General features: G+C 75.5%; 1 protein-coding gene (cut by a window edge). It reads right to left on the bottom strand.

Going from position 1 to position 19,671, the window contains the following annotated elements; genetic code table 11:
* Positions 1 to 6 precede the first annotated feature (6 nt).
* Positions 7 to 19,671, bottom strand: partial view of an SDR family NAD(P)-dependent oxidoreductase gene (locus GR130_RS02345; RefSeq protein WP_159503163.1) — the 3' portion only. It continues 1,092 nt past the right edge of the window; only the last 19,665 of its 20,757 coding nucleotides appear in the window; its start codon lies off the right edge, out of view — the gene reads right to left on this strand; it ends in the stop codon at positions 7 to 9.

The raw sequence follows: 19,671 nt of genomic DNA, 5'->3' as shown, positions 1-19,671 counted from the left end.
CGTCCTCTAGAAGCGCAGCTCAAGGAATGGGGTGGTCTGCCCGGTGGGTGCCTGGGCGGGTGCTTCGGTGGGGGCTTCGACGGGGGCCGGGGCGGCCTCGGGCTCCGGGAACCAGTAGCGGCCGCGCCGGTACCGGGGAGGCTCCAGCGGGGCCCTCCGCCGCGGGTGCCGGGCGAGCAGCTCCGGATCCGGCTGGCTCACGATCACATGGGCGTTGGTGCCGCCGAAGCCGAAGGAGCTGACGCCCGCCCGACGGACGCCGCCGCGCCCCTGCCACTCGGTGAGCCGCCGGACCGGGAAGAACGGCGAGTCGGCGAACCGGAAGCGGGGGTTGGCCCGCTCGCAGTTCAGGGTGGGCGGCAGCTGGCCGTGCCGGATCGACAGGATCACCTTGATCAGCCCGGCGATACCGGCCGCGCTCAGCAGATGGCCGACGTTGGTCTTCACACTGCCCACGCCGCAGAACCCGGTCTCACCGGTGGTCTCGCGGAACACCGCGGTCAGCGCCTTGAGTTCCATCGGATCGCCGATCATGGTGCCGGTGCCGTGCGCCTCGACGTACGAGACCTCGTCCGCGCCCACCCCGGCGGCGCGCAGCGCGTCCGCGATCACCTCGCGCTGTGCTTCGGGGTTGGGTGTGGTGATGCCCATCGTGCGGCCGTCGTTGTTGACCGCGCTGCCGTCGAGCACCGCGTGGATGCGGTCCCCGTCGCGCAGCGCGTCCTCCAGGCGCTTGAGCAGCAGTACGCCCGCGCCCTCGCCCAGCACGATGCCGTCGGCCTTCTCGTCGAAGGTGTGGCAGCGCCCCGTCGGGGACAGCGCGCGGCCCTCGCTCATCCCCACGAACGGGATCTGGTCGAGCAGGATCTCCACGCCGCCCGCGAGCGCCATCTCGCACTCGCCGAGCCGCAGGCTCTGAGCCGCCAGGTGCACGCTGACCAGCGAGGACGAGCACGCCGAGTCGACGACCATGTTGGGGCCGCGGACGTTCAGGAAGTGGGAGACGTGCGCGGCGATGAAGTTCTGCGCCATCCCGCTGATGCTGCCGCCGCCCGGACCGGCGTGGTACGCGCCGAAGTTGGAGGTACGGGAACCGGCGAACACGCCGACCCGGCGCCCCTCGACCTCCGCCTGCTCGATCCCGGCGTCGCGCAGGCACTCGACGCCGACTTCCAGGAACTGCCGGACCAGGGGGTCGAGCCGGGGAGCCGCCGCCTCGTCGATCCGGAAGAAGGCCGGATCGAAGTCCTCGATTCCCTCCAGGTAGCCGCCCCACTTGCTGATGCTCCTGCCCGGTTCGTGGCGCTCGGAGTAGTAGCGGTCCACGTCCCAGCGGGAGCGCGGGACCTCGGTGACGGAGCTGGTACCCGAAGCCAGGTTCCGCCAGAACGCTTCCTGGTCGGGGGCGCCGGGGAAGTGGCAGGCGAGACCGATCACGGCGATCTTTCCGGCACCGGGCACCGGAGCCGCGGCGTCGGGCACCGTCGTGGCCTCGGGCACCGTGGCACGCTCGGGCGCCGCCGCGGGCTCGGGCACCGCCGCGGGCTCGGGCACCGTGGCGCCCTCCGCCTGCAGGTGCGCCGACAACCGCCGCAGCGTGGGATGTTCCAGGAAGGCGGAGGGCTCCACGGAGATCCCCGCCTCCCGTTCCACCTCGACCAGCAGCTGCGCGATCATGATCGAGTCCACGCCGAGGTCGGCGAAGTTGACGTCCGCGTCCAACCTGCTGTCATCCAGGCGCAGTTGCCGGGAGAAGACGCCGGTCAGGCGGGACAGCAGCGCGTCCTGCGCACCCTGGGCCGATGCGGACGACACGGCCGGTTCGACCGATACGGCCGGTACGGGCTCGGCCCGTTCGGCCGGTGCCGGTGCCCGGTCCGCCACGACCCGGGCGGGCAGCCTCAGCAGCAGGTCCCGGTCGAAGACTCCCGGATCCACCGCGACCGGCATCAGCACCGGCCGCCCGGACACCGCCAGGGCGCGGTGCAGCAGACCGAGGCCCGCCCGCGTCGGCAGGGTGCGCAGACCCAGGTCCCGATAGGCCGGGGTGGTCACCTCGGGCATCCCCATCGACTGCCAGCTCGGCCACTGCAGCGAGCGGAAGCAGTCGCGGCCGACCGCCGCCTGGTACTCGGCGAAGCGGTCGAGGAAGGAGTTGGCGAGGGCGTAGTCGCTGATGCCCGCGCCGAGGGCCGGAACCTGCCCGGACACCGACGAGCACAGCACGAAGAAGCGCAGCGGGTCGTCGGCCAGCGCGGCGCTCAGCTCCTGCAGCCCGGCGACCTTGGGCTCCAGTACCGTCCGCATCTCGGCGACCCCCTTGCCGACGAAGGCCGGGTTGGCGGTCAGGCCGAGTCCGGCGCAGTGCACGACCCCGGCGACGGGCCCGTACTCGGCGCGCACGGACGCGAGCGTGGACCGCAGCCACTCGCGGTCGTCGAGCCGGCCGCCGACGACGGTGACCCGCACGCCCGGCCGCTCCAGGTCCCGCAGCGCACCCAGCCGTGCGGCCAGCGCCGGATCGGTGTCCGTGGCGGCGCACAGCGCGTCCCAGTGCTCCCGCTCCGGCAGCTGCTGACGGCCCATCAGTACAAGGCGGTCGGCGCCCCGCTCGATCAGGTCGGCGGCGATCGTGCGGCCGAGGGCACCGGTACCGCCGGTGATGAGCACCGGCCGGCCGCGCAGGCCGTCCCGCCAGTCCGCGGCCGCCGGGTCGGCCTCCACCGCCTCAAGCACCGGCAGATGGCGGACGCCCTCGCGGAAGCATGCCTCGACGTCGCCGCCGTCGGCGGCGAGTTCGCGGGTGACGACCGCCCGCAGCCGCTCCGCGGTCAGCGCATACGCGTCCACGTCCACCGTCCGGGCCCGCACCCCCCGGTACTCGGCCGGCAGCACCCGCACCAGACCGGCGAACGCGGCGCCGCGCAGGCTGGGCCGCTCGGCCCGGAAGGCGGTCAGCCCGCGGGTGAAGTGCAGGTAGCACAGGCCCGTGGTGCGGAACCGGGCGACCAGTTCCTGCGCAAGGACCACCCGCGCCCAGCTCTCCCGCACCCGGTCGCACGGCTCGTCCGCGACGTCGACCAGGTCGACGACCGTGCCGATCCGGGCACCGCCGTCCAGCACCCGGCGGGCGATGCGGGTCCCCGCCTCGGGGTCGGCGTCCTCGTCGGCGCTCACCGTGACGACGAGGGCGTCCGCGCCGAACGCCTCCCTGGCCAGCGGCTCGGTGGCGGGGCCGGCCAGCACCAGGACTGGCCCGCCGGCCGGGGCCGCGGGCGCGTCGGCGCCGGCGACGCGCCCATCGACGCGCCAGTCCTTGGCGAGCACCAGCTCGCCGGATGCCGGGGCGCCGGACGCCTGCGGGGCCGCGGCCGGCACCGGCCGAGACCCCTGCCCCTGCCCCTGCCCCTGCCCCTGCCCAGTCAGCCAGTGCCGCTCCCGGGCGAACGGATAGGTCGGCAGCGTGACCAGCCGCTCGGGCGCGCCGGAGCGCAGGGCCGACCAGTCGATCTCCGCTCCGCCGACCCAGAGTTCGGCCACCGGGGCCAGGTGCCGGTCGCGCAGCATCCTGCGCAGGTAGGCCTGTCCCTCGGGCTCGGCCAGCCACGCGTGCCGCCCGCCGTCCGCGGACCGCGCGGTGCCGACGGTCAGCGCCGGTACGCCCGCGGCGTCGCCGCTCTCGGCGAACCGGGCGAGCGCGTCGCGCAGTTCGGCACGGCCACTCACCACGGCCGCCAGGCGGGCCGTCATCGGCACCCGCCCGACCTGCGAGGTGTGGGCGAGTTCGGCGAGGGTCGCGGTGGTGTCGCGGTCGAGGAACGCGGCCGTCTCGGCGGCGTAGGCACGCAGCCGGTCGGGGTTCTTGGCGGAGAGCACGAACAGCCGGGTCCCGTCGGCCCCGTCGGCCTCGTTCGCCTCGTCGCCGTTGTGCGGCGGCGCCGCGGGCGCCTCCTCCAGCACGATGTGCGCGTTGACGCCGCCGAAGCCGAAGGAGCTGACGCCGGCGCGGCGCGGCAGCGGGTTGCCCGCGGCATCGGCAGGCCGCCAGTCCCGGGCTTCGAGGACCGGGGCGAACGGGGTGGCGTCGACGCGGATGAGCGGGTTGAGCCGCTCCACGTGCAGGGTCGCGGGCAGTCGTCCGTTGCGCATCGCCAGCAGCACCTTGACGACCCCGGCGACACCGGCAGCGGGCTCCAGGTGGCCGATGTTGCTCTTGACGGTGCCGAGGCCCACCTCGGTCGCGGACCCGGACGTGCCCTGCGGCACGTCCCGCGAGGCGTCCTCGGCCAACCGGCGCCACGCCTGCTGGATGGCGTCCACCTCGACCGGGTCGCCGAGTTCGGTGCCGGTGCCGTGCATCTCCACGTACGACACCGTCCCGACCGGCACCGCCGCGTCGCGGTAGGCGGCCACCAGCAGGTCCGCCTGGGCATCGGGATTGGGCGCGGTGAGGGAGGTGGCGTGGCCGCCGTGGTTCACGGCGCTGCCGCGGATCACCCCGTGCACCCGGTCGCCGTCGGCGAGGGCGCGGGACAGCGGCTTGAGGATGAGCGCGGCGACGCCCTCGCCCTTGACGTAGCCGTCGGCGCGGCTGTCCATGGCCTTGCAGCGGCCGTCGGGCGCGAGCACCCCGAGCTGGTGCGCGCTGACGACGGTCTGCGGCGACAGGACCAGGCTCACGCCGCCCGCGATGGCCAGCTCGCTCTCGCCGGACCGCAGCGAGCGCACGGCCCGGTGGAGTGCCACCAGCGAGCTGGAGCAGGCGGTGTCGATGCTCTCGCTCGGGCCGCGCAGGTCGAGCAGGTAGGAGATGCGGTTGGCCAGCATGGTGCGGGCCAGCCCGGCCCCCGCGTAGGCGTTGGGCTCACCGCCGCCCAGCACCATCGACTCGTAGTCGGTGAACTGCGTGCCGACGAAGACGCACACCGGGCGCCCGGCGAGGGAGTCGGGGCGGCGGCCGGCGTCCTCCAGCGCCTTCCACGCCTCCTCCAGGAAGAGCCGGTGCTGGGGGTCCATCACCTCCGCCTCAAGCGGCGAGATCTTGAAGAACAGCGGGTCGAACCGGTCCACGTCCTCCAGGAACCCGCCCCACCGCGGGGTTCCCGGGAACCGCTCGGCCAGCTCCCGCCAGTCCCAGCGCCCGGCCGGAGCCTCACCGATCAGGTCGCGGCCCCGCACCAGGTTGTCCCAGAAGGCGTCGGGATCGGGCGAGCCGGGGAACCGCCCGCTCATGCCGATGACGGCGATCGGCTCGTCGGAGGTGAGGGCGCGGGTGCGGGCGCCCTCGCGGGCGGCGGGTGCGGTATCGCCCTGCCGGGCGAGGAGCGCGGGCGCCGCTGCCGCGGGCGGCGCCGACGCGGCGGCCTCCCGGGCGGCGGGCGGGTCCGCCACCGGCGGTGCCGGGGCGTGCACCCGGCCCAGGTCGGCGGCGTACTCCGCCACCAGGTAGTCGCCGAGCTTCGCGATCGTGTTGGCCGAGAAGAGCGCGGTGGTCGGCACGTCGATGTCGTAGCGCTCGCTCAGTTCGTGGGAGAGCGTCTTGAGGCCGAACGAGTCGAGCCCGTACTCGCCGAACCCCGCGTCCGCCTCCAGCGCGTCGGCGGGCATGCCGAGCACGCCCGAGAGAATCCGGCGCAGCTCCTGTACGGCCGTGGCCCTCAGCGTCGTGCCCGGCACGGCGGCGGGGGCCGCCCCGGCGGCGGCCGACGCCTGCGTGCCGGGGTCCGCCACGGCAGGAGGCCGCGCCGTGGGCCGCTCCGGCTCGGCGCCCTCGGCGGCCCGGACGTGCGCGCGCACCCGGTCCCGGTCGCCCGGGACGGCCATCAGCCGGGCCGGACCTCCGGCGAGCGCGAGGTCGAGCACCCGCTCGCCCTCGCCGGTCTCCAGGTAGCGGAAGCCGGTGGTGGCGAAGTAGCGCTCCTCGTCCGCCGCTTCGACGTGCATGCCACCGTCGCGCCACATGGGCCAGTCGACGGCGACGGTCCTGCCGCGCCGCGCCCCGGCCGCGCGCAGCGCCTCCCGTTCGGCCGCGAAGCCGTCGAGGTAGCGGGCGCCGACACCGTAGTCGACCAGTCCGAAGTCACCGAGGTGGCCGGAGGTCGAGGAGTACAGCACGAACAGGTCCAGGTCCTGGTCGCGGGTGGCCTCGTCGAGCGCCCGGGTGCCGTCGATGCGGGGCCGCAGCTGTGCGCGCAGCTCCGTCAGGTCCTTGTCGGGCAGCGGCCGTCCGCTGACGGTTCCGGCCAGGTGGAAGACGCCGTCGAGACCGCCCCACCGGGCGGTGATCCCGGCGACCACCTCGGCCATGCGGGCGGCGTCGGCGACGTCGCCCTGGAAGTAGTCGGCCTCGGCGCCCAGTTCGCGCAGCTCGGCCAGGTGCGCCCGCTTCGCCGCGTCGAGGGGCGAGCGGCCGAGCAGGGCCAGCCGGGCCCGGTGGCGGGTGGCGAGGGTGCGGGCGAGCAGCCGCCCCAGCCCGCCCGTACCGCCGGTGATCAGGTACACGCCCCGGTCCCGGAAGGCGGAGCCGGCAGGTCCGGCGGCGGCCGCGCCGAGTTCGGCGGCGGGCAGCTCCCGCTGGTGCTGGGTGCGGCGTTCGGCGCCGTCGTGGCGCACCACCGCCGCGTCCAGCCGTTCGGCGGCGAGTTCGGCCAGCAGGCTCCGCTCCTCGTACGGGCCGGTGAAGCGGATCACCGAGAAGGCGGTGCCGGGGGAGATCGCCCGGAGCGCCCCCGCGAAACCGCCCCACGCCTCGGCGAGCGCGGCGTCCCCCTGTTCGCCGGTGGCGACCTGGACCCGGTCCACGGCCGCGCCGACCGCCACGACGGCCTTCAGCAGCAGGGCGAGCGACTCGGGGCCGTAGGCGGTGCGCTGCTCGGCGGTGCCCGCGGCCAGCGGCCACAGGTGGGCGATCCGGCCGACCCGGATGCCGCGCTCGCGCAGGCTCCGCAGCAGCCGGACGTAGTCCTCGGGGCGGCCCGGGTCGAGTTCGTAGGAGTGCTCCCCGAGTTGCCGGAACGCCGCGCCCGGCCGCACGGCCACGGGTGCGCCGGGCAGCCGGCCGACGAGCGCGTCGTCCGCGCACAGGGCCAGCGTCGTCCCGGCGAAGGTCCCGGCGGCGGGGACCGGGGTCCGCCGCCACTCGGTGCCGAACAGCAGCACGTCGTCGGGCAGCGGCGCCGGAGCGGCGGCCGCCGTCCGCTCCCCGGCGGGGAACCAGTAGCGGTCCTCGGCGAACGGATACGTGGGCAGGGACCGGCGCGCGGGCACCGTCCGGTACAGCCGCCGCCAGTCGACCGCCGCGCCCCGGACCCACGCCGCGGCGACGGCCCCCAAATCCCCTTCCCGCGCGTCGGGTTCGGGCGGGGTGGCGCCGCGCTCGACGCGGCCGGTCAGCACACCGCCGCCGCGCCCCTCCAGCCAGTCCCGCAGGCGCTCCCGTGCCTCCTCCCCGTCGCGGGCGACGAGGGCGAGGCGCTCGGGCAGGGCGGGGCGGCCGACCTGCAGGGTGTAGGCGGTGCCGGTCAGGTCGCGCGGCCACGCGGCGGCGGACGCGGACGGGGTCGGCGCCGAGGCCGGCGCCGACACGAACGCCCGCGCGTACGCGCGCAGCCGCTCCGGGTCCCGGGCCGAGAGGGCGAACACCACCGGCTCCGACTCCGCGGGCGGCTCCTTCGCCGCGTACTCCTCCAGCACCACGTGTGCGTTCACTCCTCCATAGCCGAACGAGCTGATACCGGCGCGGCGGGGCAACTCCCGCCCGTCCGCGCCGCGCGGGCCGTGCCACGGGCGGCTCTCGAACGGCACGTGGAACGGCGAACCTTCCAGCCGGAGGTAGCCGTTGAGCTCCCGGACGTTGGGGTTGCCGGGGATCCGGCGGTGCCGCAGCGCGAGCAGGGCGCGCAGCAGGGCGGCGATCCCGGCGGCCGGCTCAAGGTGCCCGATGGCGTTCTTGAGCGCGGCGAGCGCGCAGTGCGGCTCGTCGGGCGCCGGGTGGCCCCAGCGGCCGTAGAGCGTGGCGAACGCCTGCCGCAGCCCGTTGACCTCGGCGGGGTCGCCGATGACGGTGCCGGTGCCGTGGGTCTCGATGTAGCCGATGGTGCGCGGGTCGACACCGGCCCTGGTGTGCGCGGCGACGATGACGTCGGCCTGTGCGCCCGGGTTGGGCGCGGTGAGCGAGTTGGCCCGGCCGCCGTGGCCCACGGCGGTGCCGCGCAGCACGGCGTGGATCGGGTTGCCGTCCGCGAGGGCCCTGCTCAGCCGCTTGAGCACCACGGCGCCGACGCCCTCGCCGCGCACGTATCCGTCGGCGTCCTTGTCGAACGCCCGGCCCACGCCGTCGGGGCTGAGCATGCCCGCCCGTTCCAGGGAGGCGAAGCTCACCGGCGACAGCAGCACGCTCACGCCGCCCACGATCACCGTGTCGCAGTGCCCGAGTTCCAGCGCCTCGGCGGCGCGGTGCAGCGCCACCAGCGAGCTGGAGCACGCGGTGTCGACCGGCTCGCTCGGGCCGCGCAGGTCGAGGTGGTACGAGATGCGGTTGGCCAGCATCGAGGGGGTCAGGCCGGTCGACGCGTAGGCGTCCACCGTCACCCCGGAGCGCTGGATCAGCTCCGCGTACTCGGCGGCGCCCACGCCCACGAAGAGGCCCGTCGGGGTCCCCGCCAGGTCGCCCGGGTCGATGCCCGCGTCCTCGATCGCGGTCCACACCGTGCGCAGCAGCAGCCGCTGCCGCGGGTCCATCCACGCCGCCTCGCGGGGCGAGATCCCGAAGAACAGCGGGTCGAAGCGGTCGATGCCGGGCATGAACCCGCCGCGGTGCACGCGGGTGCGGTCGGCGGCCTCGGCGGGGTCGCCGTGCGCCGCCCGCCAGTCCCACCGGTCGGCGGGCACCTCGGAGACGAGGTCACCGCCGCCCTCCAGGTTCGCCCAGAAGGCGTCCAGGTCGGGCGACCCGGGCAGGATCCCGGCCATGCCGACGACCACCACGGGGTCCTCGGCGGGGGGCGCGGAACGGTGCTGCGGCCGTGCCGCGGCCGCGGTCCGCGGCTCCTGCGCACGTCCGGGCTCGGCCGCGGCCACGGACTCGGCCGCGGACTCGGCCGCGGCCACGGGTACGGGCTCGGCCACGGGTGCGCGCACGGACTGCGGCGCCTGATCGTCCACCAGCTCGGCGGCGTGCTCCCGCCACAGCAGGGCGGTGAGCGCGGCCGGGGTCGACGCCTCCAGGAACGTGTCCGGGGTGACCGGCACCGCGAGGCCCTGGCTCACCTGGTCGGCCAGTTTGATCAGGGCGAGAGAGTCCAGGCCGTGGGCGTGGAAGGTCAGCTCGGGGTCCAGCTCCGCACCGGGGTAGCCGGTGAGCCCGGACAGCAGCTCCAGTACGCGCTCGGCGAGCCAGGGCGGCGGCTCGGCGCCCGGCGCGGCGGCGGACTGCCGCTGACGACGCGGGGCCGTCCCCGCCGCGGTGACGGGGGCGGACGGCGCTGGCGCGCTCGGCCGCTCCGGGTTCCGCGCGGCGATCCAGGTGCGCTCGCGCGCGAACGGGTACGCGGGCAGGGACATCGGCCGCGGCCGCACCGCATACAGCGCGGACCAGTCGAACTCGGCGCCCTCCGCCCAGCGTTGGGCCAGCCGGTCCAGACCGGCACGGCTGGTGTCCGTACCGACGGGCTCGGGGGCGGGGCGCAGCCAGGTCTCGCCGCGCACGGTCCCGCGGTGGACGCCCGGCACGCGGTCGTCACCTGCGGCGAAGCGGCGCAGCGCCTCGCTCAGTTCCCGTGCGTCGGAGGCGACCAGGGCCAGCCGCTCCCCCATCGCCTCACGGCCCGCCTGGAGCGTCCAGGCCAACCGGTCCAGGTCGAGGGCGGCCGCCGTCGCCGGCGCCTGTCCGGCGAGTGCCGCGGCCACCTGCCGGAGCGTCAGCTGCTCGTGGAGGGCGTCCGGGCGCACCCGGTCCGGGTCGAGGGCGTGCCACTCCGCGACCCGGCGCACCAGGTCCAGAACCGCCATCAGGTCGAGGCCGAGATCGGCAAGCGTCTCGTCGGGCGCGGCGCCGGAGACGCCGGCGAGACCGGCGAGTTCGGCGGCGAGGGCGTCCGCCGGATCGGCGCCCCCGGTGGCGGCGCGGACGCCGTGCTCACCGCCGCTCAGGAAGGCGTGCATCTCCGCTGCCACCTCGCGCAGCCGCTCCGCGTCCCGCGCGGAGAAGGCGAACAGCCGCGGCCCGTCCGCCCGCCACGCGGGCGCGGCGGGCTCGGGGTACTCCTCCAGGACCAGGTGGGCGTTGGCCCCGCCCGCCCCGAAGGCACTGACCCCGGCGCGCAGCGGCAGCCCGTCCGGCTGCCAGGCGGCGCGCGTCCGCTGCACCTCGAACGGCACGTCCGCCCAGTCGATCCTGGGGTTGAGCCGCTCGGCGTGCAGGGACGGCACGAGTTCCCGATGGCGCATCTGCAGCAGCACCTTGGCGACGGCCGCGACACCGGCCGCCGACTCCAAGTGGCCGACGGCCGACTTGAGCGAGCCGAGGGCGATCTTCGGCGCGCCCGCCGGTCGGCCGGTCCCGAACGCCCTCACCAGCCCGGCCATTTCGGTCGGGTCGCCCAGCGCCGTACCGGTGCCGTGGGCTTCGAGGTACGACAGCGTGCCCGGGTCGACGTCCGCACGCCGCAGCGCCTGCGAGACGAGTTCGCCCTGTGCCACCGGATTGGGCACGGCGTACCCGCCGGTCTTGCCGCCGTGGTTCAGGGCGCTGCCCAGGATCACGCCGTGGATCCGGTCGCCGTCCCGCTCCGCCAGCTCCAGCGGCTTCAGCAGCAGGGCGCCGACGCCCTCGCCGGGGACCATGCCGTCACCGCCCTCGCCGAAGCTGCGGCAGCGGCCGTCGGTGGAGGTGAAGCCGCCCGCGGCGAGTTGGGTGTACTTGCGCGGGTGCACCGCGAGGTTGACGCCGCCCGCCAGGGCGTAGTCCGCGTCGCCCAGCATGAGCGCCTCGCACGCCAGGTGGATGGCGCTGAGCGACGAGGAGCACATGGTGTCGACGGCCAGGCTGGGCCCCTGGAAGTCGAAGAAGTACGACACCCGGTTGGCGATCGAGGCGTAGCCCATGCCGCCCGCCAGGCCGTCCTCGGTCTCGTACAGCTGGTAGTGGCCGTACATGACGCCGACGTACACGCCGACCTTGGCGCCGCGCAGCCGGGCCCGCGGATAGCCCGCGTCCTCCAGCGTCCGCCACGCCGTCTGCAGGAACAGCCGCTCCTGCGGATCGGTCAACTCGGCCTCGTTGCGCGACATCTGGAAGAAGCGCGGGTCGAACTCGTCGACGCCGTCGAGGAATCCGCCCCACCGGCTGATCGGCGTGCCGTCGATCTCGGTGCGCTGCCGCCAGTCCCAGCGGTCCTGGGGCACCTCGCGTACGCAGTCCCGGCCGGAGCGCAGGTTGTCCCAGAACGCGTCGAGGTCGCGCGCCATGGGGTACCGGCCCGCCACCCCGATGATCGCGATCTTGCGCCAGCCGGCGGGCGCGGCCGCACCGCGCGGGACGGCGAACGCACCGCCGGGGGTCGGCACGTTGCCGCCTGCGGCGGGATCGTCTCCGCTCCCCCGCCCGTCGGGCTCGGGCGCCGTGCCGGGCCCGCCCGCAGTGGGCTGCCCGCCGTCGGCACGTGCCGAGGCGGGCTCCGCCTGGGGCAGCAGCGCCGTGCGCAGCGCGTCCGCGTGCTGTTCGAGGAAGTGGTCGACGAGCTGACCGATCGTCGGGTACTCGAACAGCAGCGTGGCGGGCAGCGAGCCGACCTCGGGGGCCAGCAGATCGACGATGCGCGGTGTGGTCAGCGAGTCGATGCCGAAGTTCTCGAACGTCTCCTCAGGGAAGAGGCGGTCCTCGGGCACCTGCAGGACCTCGCTGAAGGCCCGCTTGACGTATGCCTCGACGGCCGGGCGCAGCGCCCCGTCACCGTTGGTCGTGCCCGGTACGGGAGCCGCCGTGGCGGGTGCTGCCGTGGCGGGTGCTGCCGTGGCGGGTGCTGCCGTGGCGGGTGCTGCCGTGGCGGGTGCTGCCGTGGCGGGTGCTGCCGTGGCGGGAGTGGCCGGGGTGCCCGTCGCCGGTACCGGATCCGCGCCGCGCTCGGCGACCACCACGCACTGGGTGTGCCCCTCGTCCGCCGGGACCGCCCGGCTGCGGGCGAACCCGGCCATGCCGAGCGCCCGTTCCCACTGCTCGCCGGACAGCAGCGGCGAACCGGGCAGCCGCAGGTGCTCGTCCTTGTTCAGCCACCAGCCGTCGAGCAGGCCGAAGGTGAGCGTGGTGGTGAGGACGTTCTGGCTGGCCTCGTTGAGGACGAGCCAGCCCCCGGGCCGCAGCAGGGCCCGGACGCGCCCCAGCGTGGCCAGCAGGTCGTCGGTGGCGTGCAGCACGTTGGCGGCGACCACCAGGTCGAAGTCGGCGAGTGCGAAGCCCTGGTCCTGCGGGTCCCGGCTCGCGTCCAGCGTCCGGAACTCCACGAACGGGTACTGCCGCGCGAAGCGCTCCCGGCCGTGCTGCAGGAACGCCATGGAGATGTCCGTGTAGACGTAGCGCACGGGCGCGCCGAGCCGTGCCAGCTCCGGCAGCACACTGGCGGTCGTGCCGCCGGTGCCCGCGCCCACCTCCAGGACCGACAGCGGCCGCGCGCCGCCCCCGGTCCGCACGCGCTCCGCCAGGGAGCGGCCGACGGCCGAGGTCACCAGGTGGTTGGCGCGGTCGACCACCGGGCTGCCGCGGTAGGCGCCCTCGACGAGCGCGGTGGAGCCGCCCGGGAACATCACATCGGTGGCGCGGACCTCCCCGCGCAGGACCGGGAACAGGTTGCGCATGCAGGGCCCCAGCAGCCGGTCGAAGCGGTTGAGCGCCTCCGTCCGCTCGCACAGCCCGACCAGCTCGCCCTCCGGGTCGCCCGGCACCGCCACCCCGGCCGGGGCGAACTCGCCGCGCTCCTCACGGAGTCTGCCGTGCACGGTCAGTACGCGCAGCAGCTCCGCGAACAGGCGGCGCTGCTTGGGCCGGATCCCGAGCCGCTCGGCGAGCCGCGGCTCGCTCCAGCGCTCCGCGGCGGCGAGGAAGACACCGTGCTCGCGGAAGCACCGCCACAGCCAGTCCAGCATGATGCGGTCGAGGTGCTCGCTGACGGTCTGCGTCAGCAGCCGGGGCACCGGCGGCTGTGCCGCCAGCTCGCCGACGATGGCGAACGCGTCGTCCGTGCCGTCGGTGTGCGAGAAGTCCACCCCGGCGGATTCGAGCACCTGACGGCTGGCCTTGGTGACCACCGTCTGTCGTTCTTCGTGTCCCAGCACGTGGTCCACCGCCGCCATTCCCTCCGCGGGCGTGATCGAGAAGATTCCGCTCTGGGCCAGCCGCTCCCGGTAGCGGTTCTGGGCGACGATGCCCACCGTGCCCCAGAAACCCCAGTTGACGACCCGGACGGCCGCGTCGAGGCGGGCGTCGAGGAAGTGGGCGAACGCGTCCTCGAAGGTGCTGCCCGCCGCGTAGTTGCTCTGGCCCGCGCTCCCCGACAGCGCCACCGCCGACGAGAAGAACAGCACGAAGTCCAGCGACAGCGACCGGACCGCGGCCAGCAGCGCCACGCTGGTCCGGGTCTTCGCGTCCAGCGCCGCCCGGAAGGTGGCCTCGTCCATGTTGGCCACGCTCTTGTCGCTCAGCACGATCGTGGAGTGGACGACTCCGTGCAGCGCGCCGTGCGTCTGCACCGTCCGCCGCACCACCCGCTCCAGCTCGTCGGCCCGGCCCGCGTCGGCGCGCTCGTACGACACGCTCCGGCCGTCCGGATCGATCTGCCGCAGCCGCTCGCGGCGCGCGTCGTCCAGGGCACTGCGGCCCACCAGGACGACCCTCGCCCCGAACTCGCGCACCAGCCAGGCGGTCACCTCCAGGCCGATGCCGCCCGCGCCGCCGAGGATCAGGTACACCCCGCCGCGGCGGATGCGCGCCCGCTCACTTCGGGCAGGCGCCACCGGCACCAGCTTGCGGCGGTACCCGGCGCCCGCGCGCAGCGCGAGCGGCCCCTGGGCACCGGCCGCGGTGCCCAGCGCCACCAGCCGTGCCACGGACTCGGCGACGGTACGGGCACTCTCCGCACCGGCGCGGTCGAGTACCGACACCTGCCAGCGCGGGCACTCCTGCGCGAGCGACTGGGCCAGGCCGTGCAGGCTCCCCGCGAACGGGTTGCCCACCGGCTCGCCCGCCACACCGCAGACATCCTCGGTGACCACCGCCAGCCGCAGGGGGCGCGCCGCGGCGCCGTCCGCCAGCAGCGACTTCACCAGCCGGAACAGTGCCAGCACACCGCGCTGCTGGCTGTCCTCCAAGTCCGCCGCGTCGTCGTGGCGTTCGCCGGGCCGCGCGGAGCCGGAGAGGAAGTACAGGGTGTCGGGGAGCGGCAGCCCGCCCAGCGCCGCCACGTCCGCGGCGCGCGCCACCAGCGGCTGGCCCGGGGCCCGGTCGGACAGCTCCCGGGCGAGCGGCTCGGATCCCTCGTCGTGCACGATCCACACACTGCCGAGGGGCTCCTCGGGCGCTTCGGGCACCGCGAGTCCGGTCCAGCGCGGGGCGAACAGCAGTCCGTCCAACCGGCCGCCGTCGTCGGGCGGAACGACCTCGGCGGCGGGCGCCCGACCGGACGCGGCCGGCGCGGCGGAGGGCGCCGCCTCGGCCGGCGCGGGCCGCAGCGCGAAGTCGCGCAGCCGCACGCACACGTGGCCCTCGTCGTCCAGCAGATCGATGTCGTAGCGGTCGGGTCCGCAGGCCCGTACGTGCGCATAGCCCTGCTGCGCGAGCCGGTGCCGGATCTCCACCGCACCGACCGCGTACGGCACCATCGCCCGCCCGGACGTGCGGTCCCGCAGCGCGGCGAAGGTGTGCAGGGCGCTGTCCAGCAGGGCCGGGTGCAGCACGCAGGACGCGAGCGCCGCGCCCGCGGCCTCGGGGACCGCGAGCCGGGCGAGCGCCTCGCCGTCTCCGGCCTCGATCCACTCGACGCCGCGCAGGGCGGGGCCGTACACCAGCCCGGCCGCCGCGAAGTCCGCGTACAGCCGGGCGCCTTCGAAGCGCTCGGGGCAGCGGGCCCGTACCGACTCGACCGGCACGCGTTCGTCCGCGATGCCCTCCGGAAGCCGCTCGACCGCGCCCTGTGCGAACAGCACGCGCGCGTCGCCGTCCCGGCCGCGCAGCTCGAAGTCCAGTCCGCTGCCGGTCCGGCGCAGCGCGAGCCACGCGGCGCGCTCCCGGTCGTCCACGGTCAGCGGACGAAGCCAGCGCACGTCACGCAGTACGCACCGCTCGGCCAGACCGGTCTCCTGGGCGGCCGCACGCGCCATCTCCAGCGCGGCCACGCCGGGCAGCAGCCGGACGCCGCCCACCTGGTGGTCGCGGATCAGCGGGTGGTCCGGTCCGAAACCGGTACCGAAGGCGAGGGCCCCGTCCAGGCTCTCCGCCGGGTCGACCCGGTCCAGCAGCGGGTGCCGCACTCCGCCGGCCGCCGAGCCGTCGTACGCGCCGGCCGTACCGCGCCGGGCGGGCGCCAGCGTGTCGCCGTCGGTGATCCAGCAGCGCATCTCCTCGAAGGGGTAGCCGGGCAGCGGTACCCGCGCGGGCGCGGCGTCGTACAGCAGGTGCCACTCGGGCGCCCCGCCGCGCACCCACAGACCGGCCACGGCGGCCGTGTCGCGCCGCTCGACGGCCTGCCGTACCTCGTCCCGCGACACGCGGGTGCCGCTGTCGCGCGACGCTCCGCGCACCGTGCCCTGCCACACCCCGTCGGGCAGCGGGCCGCCCTCGGCGAACGCGGTCAGCGCGGCGGCGAGTCGGTCGACCGACGGGGCCACCACGGCCAGCCGGTCGTCCAGTGCCTCCCGGCCCACCTGGAGGGTGTGGGCCATGGCGGCCGGGTCGGTCCGCGGGTGCCGGGCGAGGAACCCGGCGAACCTGCGGGCGAGTTCACGCAGCCGCTCGGGGGTCTTCGCCGAGAGCGGGAAGACCCACGGCCCCTGTGCCGCGGGCCGCGCGGAACCGTCCGCGGGGCCCGGACGGTGCTCCTCGACGATCAGGTGGGCGTTGGCGCCGCCCGCACCGAAGGAGCTGATCCCGGCGCGCAGCGGCCCGCCGTCCGACGGACTCCACGGCGCCACCTCGCGCTGCACCGCGAACGGCGAATCCGCCCAGTCGATGTGCGGGTTGGGGATGTCGGAGTGGAGCGAGGGCACCAGCGTCCGGTGCTTCATCTGGAGCAGCACCTTGCACAGGGCCGCCATGCCCGCCGCCGACTCCAGGTGCCCGATGTTGGACTTCACCGAGCCGATCGGCAGGCTCCCCGGGGCCAGCCCGGCCCCCTCGAACGCGAGGGTCAGCCCGCGGATCTCCACCGGGTCGCCGAGCGCGGTGCCGGTGCCGTGCGCCTCCACGTAGGAGACGGCGCCGGGGTCGATACCGGCGCCCTCGATGGCACGGCTGATCAACTCGCCCTGGGCGAGCGGGTTGGGGACGGTGAAGCCGTTGGTGCGGCCGCCGTGGCCCAGCGCGCTGCCGAGGATGGTCGCGTAGACGTGGTCGCCGTCGCGCAGCGCCTTGCCGAGCGGCTTGAGCAGCACGGCACCGACCCCCTCGCCGGGCACATAGCCGTCGCCGCCCTCGCCGAAGCTGCGGCACAGTCCGTCGCTGGACGTGAACCGGCCCTGCCCGAGGAAGCGGTACTTGTACGGGTGCACGTGCAGGTTCACGCCGCCGGCGAGCGCCACCTCCGCCTCCCCGGACCGCAGGTCCCGGATGGCGAGGTGGATGGCGCTCAGCGCCGAGGAGCACATGGTGTCCACGGTCAGGCTGGGACCGCCGAACCCCATCGTGTAGGAGACGCGGTTGGCGATCGAGGCGTACGAGGAGGCGGCGATACGGCCGTTGTCCGCCTCGTACAGCTGGTAGAGGGCGTACATCGCGCCCACGTAGACGCCGACCCGGCCGGACGACCGCAGGGCGGCCCTGGTGTAGCCGGCGTCCTCCAGCGTGTGCCAGGCCGTCTGGAGGAAGAGCCGCTCCTGCGGATCGACGATCTCGGCCTCGCGCGGGGAGATGCCGAAGAAGAGCGGGTCGAACCGGTCGATGCCGCGGACGAAGCTGCCCCAGCGGCTGTACGGGACGGAGCGGTCGGCCTCGGTGGCGTCGTCGTAGTCCCGCCAGTCCCAGCGGTCGGCGGGGATCTCGGTGACGAGGTTCCGGCCGGCGCGCAGGTTCTCCCAGAAGGCGTCCAGGTCGTCGGACTCGGCGAAGCGGGCGTTGACGCCGATGATGGCGATCGGCTCGTCGTGTCCGGACACGGACACGGACATGGATTCCGATGCGGACTCGGATGCGGGGGCGGGGGCGCTGAGCGGGACCGCGGGTGCACTGCCGGGTGCGGGTGCGGGCGCGTCGCCGCTTGCGGCGGGCGGCTGCGCTTCCGGCGCGGGGGCCAGGGCCGCCAGTTTCTCGCCGTGCCGCTCGGCGAAGTAGCCCGCCAGCGAGCGCAGTTCCTGGTACTCGAAGAACAGCGTCTTCGGCAGCGGCCCGAAGTGCTCTTCCAGCCTGCGGTTCAGATCCATGATCAGGATGGAGTCGATGCCGTATGCCTGGAAGGCGGTCTCCGGCTCGATCTCCTCGGCGGGCATGTCGAAGACACCGGCCAGGATCTCCTTCAGATACGCCTCGGCCCGCACGCGCGGATCCGGCCCGGCCACCGCGGGGGCGGCGATCGCCGCCGGCGGGGCGGTGCGCGCGAGCGGCCTGCTCGCGGCGCCGGCCAGCAGCTCCCGCAGCTTCGCCGGGCGGCCCCGGGCGATCAGCAGGTGGCTGCCGTCGTGTCCGGCGGCGGCGTCGAAGGCGGCCAGCGCCTCGGCGGTCGGCAGCGCCTGCAGACCCACCGCACCGGCCATCCGGTCCTGGGCCGCCCGGTCCATCGCCATGCGGATGCCGCCGTCCTGCCACAGCGACCACAGCAGCGACAGCGTGCGCCCCGGCCGCCCGCCTTCCCGGCGGCGTGCCTCGCGCCACTCGGCGAAGGCGTCGAGGAAGCGGTTGGCGTAGGCGTAGTCGCCCTGTCCGGGCGAGCCCGCGGCGCCGGACATGGAGGAGAACAGCACGAAGAAGTCGAGCGGTTCGTCGGCCGTGGCCCGGTCCAGCTCGATGGTGCCGCGCACCTTCGGTGCCAGTACCTCGGCCCAGTCCTGCGGGTCCTTGCCCAGCAGATACGCGTCCCGCGTCGTGCCCGCCAGGTGCAGCACCCCGTGCAGCGCGCCGGACTCGGCGCGGACGCCCTCGACGAGCGCCGCCGCCTCGCCGGGCTCGCCCAGGCGCGCCTGCCGGTATCGGACGTCGATGCCCTCCGCGCGCAGCGCCGCCAACTCGCGTTCCACCGTGCCGTCGTGGGCCGAGCGGCCGGAGAGCACGAAGCGCGTCGCCCGGTCCGCGGCGGCCAGGTGCCGTACGACGATCCGGCCGAGGCCGCCGAGGCCGCCGGTGACCAGGTAGACGCCGCCGTCGCGCAGGGTCAGCCCGGTGCGCCCGGCGCTCGCGAAGTCGGTGACCTGCTCCCAGCTCCGCACCCGGCGCTCACCGGACCGGTAGCCGACGGCGAACTCGTGCGCGTCGGCCGCGATCTCCCGCGTCACCGCGTGGGCGCGCTCCTCGGTGGAGCCCGGCGGCACGACGATCACGGAGAGCAGGAAGCCGGGCTGCTCGTTGGCGAGGGTCCTGGCCAGACCGTCGAGGGCGGCGCTGAGGCAGTCGTCGAGAGCGCCGGTGGCCTCGTAGACGTACAGCAGCCGCACCGGCTGTGCGAAGCGCGCCCGCGACCAGGCGCGGAACAGGGCGGTCAGCTGCAGCGCGGGCTGGTCGAGCGGGCCTTCGGCGGCCGGGCACGCGGTCGCGTCCCAGACGACGACCGCGGGGCCGCGGCCGCGCCCGGCCCGCTCGGCGAAGAACCGGCCCCAGTCCTCCTCGCTGCCCGGCCTCAACTGCCGGTCGCCGTCCGCCGTCTCGCCGAACCGGGTTCCGGGACGTACCCGCAGCGCGGGCGCGCCCGGCAGCAGCCCGGCGAGCGCCGGGTCGGCGCCGACGACCACGACGTCGCCGTCGACCGGGGGGCACTCGACATCGGAGGCGACGGGCGACGGGCGCCACACCTCCTCGAAGGCGACCGTCTCCGCGGCCGCTCCTGCCGCTCCTGCCGCTCCTGCCGCTTCCGCCGATCCCCTCGATCCAGTCGATCCAGTCGATTCCGCCGCCGGGCCGGCGTCGGCGGGGCGCAGGGCGTGGGTCCGACCGACCGCGCGGGTGACCAGGCCCCGGATGCGCAGCACGATCCGGCCGTCGTCGTCCGTGAGGGTCAGGTCGTGGCCGGTGTCCCGCGCCGGGGCCCCGGCGGTGCCGGTGGCGGGCGCCGCGGGCACCGCATGTACATGGCCGCGGCGCGGCAGCGGCGCCAGGATCTCCAACGAGCCGAGCGAGAAGGGGAGTCTGCGCTCCTCCGCGCCCTCCGGGTCGGACGAGGTCCACAGCGCGGCCTGGAGCATGCCGTCCAGCAGCGAGGGGTGCAGGGTGAACATCTCGTGCGGCAGGTCGGCCGCCTCGGGCACCTCGACCCGGGCCAGCACCTC

The sequence above is a fragment of the Streptomyces sp. GS7 genome, assembly GCF_009834125.1.
GTDB lineage: Bacteria > Actinomycetota > Actinomycetes > Streptomycetales > Streptomycetaceae > Streptomyces.
This window is presented reverse-complemented; position numbering and strand designations above follow the sequence as displayed.